Origin of the sequence: Deinococcus sp. (genome assembly GCF_030523985.1) — a bacterium.
GTDB lineage: Bacteria > Deinococcota > Deinococci > Deinococcales > Deinococcaceae > Deinococcus.
On the sequence record NZ_JAUNHK010000146.1, the window covers coordinates 1 to 4897 of the forward strand.

Here is a 4897-nt window from a genome sequence, read left to right on the forward strand (position 1 = left end):
AGCCGTGCGCGGACATCTTCTTTGGTCGCCACCTTTCCACCTCCCTCGGCCCTGGGCCGCCAGAACAGACCCGTAGTTTAGAGGGGCCGCCCCTTCGGCGGATGGGAATGCGGGGCTGCCCTCTCCCCCGAAAGGGCGGCCCTGTCTCTGAAGAACTCATCATTTTGGGTGATGGAATTGTCATCTCCGGGCGTTACGCTATGGACATGAACGTGATTCGTCATTTCAGCGATACGCGGACGGGGGAGGGCCGCGTCCGGTTTCTTCTTTCCCAGACCCGCGTCATTCTGATGGCGGAAGGCCCGGGCTGGTCGCACGAAAGTCACCACGCCAGCCTGCACGACGCCGCCACCTTCCTGGCCGTCGTGACCCAGTTGCCCCAATCGCTTTACCAGGAGGCGCTGGACGACCTCGAGCGGCGGCTGATGCTCGAAAGAGCCGCCTGAAGCCCTAGCGCTGCCCCGCCTTCAGTAACGGATAAGGATTGATCGCCCCCCCCGCCGTATAGATGCCGTAGTGCAGATGCGGCGGGGTGCCTTTGGCGTTGCCGCTGTCGCCCACGTAGCCCACCACGTCGCCCGCGTCCACCCAATCGCCGCGCTCCAGTTCGGGGTATTTCTCCAGATGGGCGTAGTAGTGGCGCTGTCCGCCCGGCCCCAGAATCATCACGGTGCGCCCGCCGAGGTTGTTGGGGCCGACATTCAGCACCACGCCCTCGGTGGTCGAGAGAATCGGCGTGCCGCGTTTGGCGAAGATATCGATGCCTTCATGGGTGCGGCCACCGCTCCGCGCTCCGCCCCAGGTGTCGGTGAGGGGGCGGCCCGGCAGCGGATTGGGCAGGCTGACCGGCACCGGGGCCGACACCAGACGGCCATAGCGGCCCGAGTCCTGCACGTAGGGCCAGGCGAGAAACAGCAGAAATGCCACAAACAGCAGAAAAACCAGAGTGCCGAAAAACCGCATGATTCAGCATGGCGCACCGGGGCACCAGAGTCATCCGGCAAAAGATGGAGGGGACACCCTGCCCGCGCCCCGGCCCTAGCCTGGGGGGATGAAATGGCTGACCGCTGCCCTGCTTGTCATTGCCGCTGTGCTGGCGGCCCTGCTGCTGCTGCGGGCGGTCAATCCCCCGGCGCTGGCCGGCGGCACGGCGCTCGATACCCCGCTGCCGGTCCCCGCCACCCCACTCGTCAATGACCGGGGGCAGGCTACGACCCTGGCGGCGTCGGACGGGCGACTGCGGCTGATGTTCTTCGGGTACGCCCGTTGCCCGGATGTCTGTCCGCTGACGCTGTCCAACCTCAGCCGCGTGTACAAGACCCTGACCCCCGAGCAGAAAAAGCGGGTGCAGGTGCAACTGGTCAGCGTCGACCCCGTGTACGACACACCCAACGTGCTGCGTGATTACCTCGACAAGTTCGACGCCGATTTCACGGGCCTGACTGGAACCCCCGCCAACATAGACGCCGCCGCCAGAGCCCTCTTCGTCAGCAACGTGGTCGAAGAACCCGCAGGCCACGGCGACCACACAGCCCACAGCGAACAAGGCCAGGACGCGCCTGTCAGCGCCCCAGTCGCCGCCCGAATTCACGGGGACGAGGTGCGAATCATCGACCCCCAGGGCCGTTTCGTGCGCGTCTACAACAATGCCGAGGCGATGGACGGCACCCTGGAACGCGACCTGCCGGGCCTGATTCGCGACTACGGCAACAAATCTTGACCAGGGCATACAGATTTCGCAAATAGCGTAAAATGATGGGCATGACTGCCCTTCCACCCAACCCCGAAGACCGCAACAACGACGCGGCGCTGCGGCCCAAAACCCTGACGGAATACGTCGGGCAAGAAAAACTCAAGTCCAAGCTGGGCGTTTACCTTCAGGCGGCGCGGGGCCGCCGTGAAGCCCTCGACCACACGCTGCTGTTCGGCCCGCCCGGGCTGGGCAAGACGACCCTGGCCCACATCATCGCCTACGAACTCGGCGTCAACATCCGTGTGACTTCTGGCCCCGCCATCGAGAAGCCGGGCGACCTCGCCGCCATTCTGACCAACTCGCTTGAGGAAGGCGACGTGCTGTTCATTGATGAAATTCACCGTCTGGGGCGCGTGGCCGAAGAACACCTCTACCCCGCGATGGAAGACTTCAAGCTCGACATCGTGCTGGGGCAGGGGCCAGCCGCCCGCACCATCGAACTGCCGCTGCCGCGCTTCACGCTGGTCGGCGCGACCACCCGCCCCGGCCTGATTACCGCGCCCATGCGCTCGCGCTTCGGCATCATCGAGCATCTGGAGTACTACACCGCCGAAGAAATCTCGACCAACCTGCAACGCGACGCCCGACTGCTGGGCTTCGGGCTGGAGCCGGACGCGGCCCTGGAAATCGGGGCACGTTCACGCGGCACCATGCGAATCGCCAAGCGGTTGCTGCGGCGGGTGCGCGACTTTGCCGACGTGGCGGGCGACAGCGCCATCGGCATGGAACGCGCCCACGACGCCCTCGACAAACTGGGGCTGGACTCGGCAGGGCTGGATGACCGCGACAAGAAGTATCTGGAAACCCTGATTCACCGCTTTGCGGGCGGCCCTGTGGGGGTAGACACCCTGGCGACAGCCATCAGTGAAGACGCCTTGACCCTGGAAGACGTGTATGAGCCGTACCTCATCCAGCTCGGCTTCATCAAGCGCACGCCGCGTGGCCGGGTGGCGACGGCGCACGCCTACGAGCATCTGGGCCTGCCTTTTGGCAGTATGGACGCAGGCGAAGGGCTGTTCCTGAACTGAACAAGGCAAAGAAAAAAGCCCGCCAGTCTATCCGGCGGGTCTTTTCTGTTGGCGAAGAGGGTGGGATTCGAACCCACGGTACCCTTGCGAGTACTCCGCTTTTCGAGAGCGACGCATTCAACCACTCTGCCACCTCTCCGCGAATGCGGGCAACGGGAAGTGTAGCACACGGGAGGGCACTTGGCGAGAGGGCAGGGGGAAAAGGCGGCTCAGCCACACACTTGCAAGTGCCATCCGTCACAAGCGAGTACAGTATCCCGCGTGAGTTCAAGCTCTTCCGTTCCCCCACCCGCTCCCGACCCCAACGCGCCGCCACAAGGCCCCGCCTCGCCCGCGCCGACGCCAAAAAAATCGCTGCGGGCCAACACGCTTATTGTGATGGCGGGTACGCTGGGTTCGCGGCTGTCGGGCGTCGTTCGCCAACAGGTCATCAACCTCTTCGACACCTCGCTGACCGACGCGTTCAATGTCGCCGTCAAGGTGCCCAACCTGCTGCGTGAGCTGCTGGCCGAGGGCGCACTCGTCAATTCCTTCATCCCGGTCTACAAGTCGCTGGACGCCCAGGAACGGCGCAAACTGGCGCAGTCGTTCAGCGGCCTGCTGATTGCCATCAACCTGCTGCTGATGGCGCTGGGCATCTTTGCCGCGCCCTGGGTGGTCGGCCTGCTGACCTCGGCAGACGCCAACATTGACCGCGCCCTGGCGATTTACATGACCCAACTGGTGATGCCGTTTCTGATGCTCATCAGCCTCTCGGCCATCGCTATGGGCCTGCTCAACTCGGACGAGCACTTCCGCGAAAGCAGCTTTGCGCCCGTGGCCTTCAACATCGCCAGCATCGCGGCCCTACTGCTGCTGCCGGACAATGCCACGTGGCTGGCCTTCGGCTGGCTGGTGGGGGGCGTGGCACAACTGGTCGTTCAATTGCCCGCCCTGAAACGCTTTGGCCTGCTTCCCCAGCCCCGGCTGACCGGACACCCCGCACTGAAACGGGTGCTCGTGCAGATGGCTCCTTTTACCCTGACAGCCGGAGCACGGCAATTTCTGAACCTGTACGTCACCCGCCTGCTCACCGACGCCTCGCAATTTCGGCCCGGCACGCAAACGGGTTACAGCAACGCCGAAGCCCTGTTCACGATGGCGAACGGACTGTTCGTGGTCTCCCCTGCTCTGGCCGTGTTTCCCCGCTTTTCCCAGCACGCCGCCGACGGCAACTGGGCCGAGTTCCGGGCGCTGACGGCTCAGACCATCCGCACCAGCACCTTTCTGGCCGCTCCCATCAGTGCGCTGCTGGTGGTGCTGGCTCCCTACGCGGTCAGCGTCTACAACCTCAGGCAAGATATTGACCTCGACAAATTCCAGGCGGGAGCGGGCATCCTGGCCGGCTGGGCACTCGCCCTGATTCCCTGGGCCGTGGTGACGATTCTGCTGCGGACCTTCTACGCCCGCGAGCGGACCCGCGAAGCCGTGACCATCAGCGCCATCGGCTTCGTGCTGGAAGTCGGCCTCTACAAAGTGCTGGTGCCGCTCCTGGGTCTCTTCGGTTTCGGCCTGAGCACCACGCTCAGCGGCTTGCTGATGGCCTGCGCTCTGGCTGCTCTCTATCAGCGGGCGGTAGGTTTCCCCTGGCAGGCGGTCAGTGAGCACCTGGCTAAAGTGGTGCCCTTGGCCATCTTGGCAGGCGCAGTGGCCTGGTTCATCTCGCGTTGGCTTCCCTCTCCTGGTTTTATCGTACCGGGCATGGTGGGGCTGGTGGTCGCCGGTGGGGCCGGCTTGGCTGTGTATTTGCTCGGCGCTTTGGCCCTGAGAATGCCCGAAATGAACGGTCTCCTGCGCCGCCTCAAACGCTAAGTGGCAGTGGAGAGGGCGGGCGATGTTCAAAGCGTCGCCCGCTTTTCTGTGGTCTCGAAGAGCGCAGTTGCTTTCTCTGTATCCAGCGTGCGGCAATCCAGCTTATCTACCTCCCGTGTCATAAGTGCAGGAAAGAAGCAAATAAAAAAGCAGCACCAGTCTTTGAAGACCAGTGCTGCTCATTAGACGCCATCGGTGCAAGTCAACGTGACCTATAGAAAGGAGGTGATCCAACCGCACCTTCCGGTACAGTTACCTTGTTACG

5 protein-coding genes and 1 tRNA gene are annotated in these 4897 nt (G+C 63.7%); 4 read left to right on the forward strand and 2 right to left on the reverse strand.

The window, feature by feature from the left end; genetic code table 11:
* Positions 1–206 precede the first annotated feature (206 nt).
* Positions 207–446, forward strand: a complete 240-nt coding sequence (locus Q4C89_RS13900; protein WP_303103221.1) for a hypothetical protein — start codon at positions 207–209, stop codon at positions 444–446.
* A gap of 4 nt (positions 447–450) precedes the next feature.
* Here Q4C89_RS13900 and Q4C89_RS13905 read toward each other — a convergent pair whose 3' ends face one another.
* Positions 451–963: a M23 family metallopeptidase gene (locus Q4C89_RS13905; RefSeq protein ID WP_303103222.1), complete on the reverse strand. Its 513-nt coding sequence runs from the start codon at positions 961–963 to the stop codon at positions 451–453.
* Between the two features lie 88 nt (positions 964–1051).
* On the opposite strand from Q4C89_RS13905, the gene Q4C89_RS13910 reads away from it, so the two are divergent.
* Both Q4C89_RS13910 and ruvB read left to right on the forward strand, forming a co-directional pair.
* On the forward strand, positions 1052–1720 hold the full coding sequence (locus tag Q4C89_RS13910; protein ID WP_303103223.1) for an SCO family protein: 669 nt from the start codon (positions 1052–1054) through the stop codon (positions 1718–1720).
* 41 nt (positions 1721–1761) lie between these two features.
* The gene (gene ruvB / locus Q4C89_RS13915) at positions 1762–2781 is read left to right on the forward strand and encodes a Holliday junction branch migration DNA helicase RuvB (protein WP_303103224.1); all 1020 of its coding nucleotides are present in this window, start codon (positions 1762–1764) and stop codon (positions 2779–2781) included.
* A 49-nt stretch (positions 2782–2830) separates the two neighbouring features.
* On the opposite strand, the gene Q4C89_RS13920 is transcribed toward ruvB, so the two are convergent.
* Positions 2831–2920, reverse strand: a tRNA-Ser gene (locus Q4C89_RS13920).
* Between the two features lie 122 nt (positions 2921–3042).
* Here Q4C89_RS13920 and murJ point away from each other — a divergent pair.
* Complete coding sequence (gene murJ / locus Q4C89_RS13925; protein ID WP_303103225.1) at positions 3043–4632, forward strand: murein biosynthesis integral membrane protein MurJ; 1590 nt, start codon at positions 3043–3045, stop codon at positions 4630–4632.
* Positions 4633–4897 lie beyond the last annotated feature (265 nt).